The 231-nt window shown below is 68.4% G+C and carries 1 protein-coding gene; it reads left to right on the forward strand.

Annotated features, from left to right (window positions below):
- Nucleotides 1-231 (forward strand): RtcB family protein (locus tag KVS71_RS19380; RefSeq protein WP_217585339.1); only part of this gene is annotated, 231 nt, incomplete at both ends.

The raw sequence follows: 231 nt of genomic DNA on the forward strand, positions 1-231 counted from the left end.
CGAGGGCAACGCGAAGAACAGGCGGCACCAGCTCGGCACGCTCGGATCGGGGAACCATTTCATCGAGGTGTCGGTGGACGACCACGACCGGGTCTGGCTGTTCCTGCATTCCGGGTCCCGAGGCGTGGGCTACAGGATCGCCGGGCACCACATCGCGGTCGCGCATGGGCTGGCGAAGCGATGGGGGTTCGTCCTGCCCGTCCCCGCTCTGGCCTACCTCGCCGAGGGAAC

It is taken from the genome of Microbacterium sp. GbtcB4, assembly GCF_019091465.1.
Lineage (GTDB): Bacteria > Actinomycetota > Actinomycetes > Actinomycetales > Microbacteriaceae > Microbacterium > Microbacterium paraoxydans.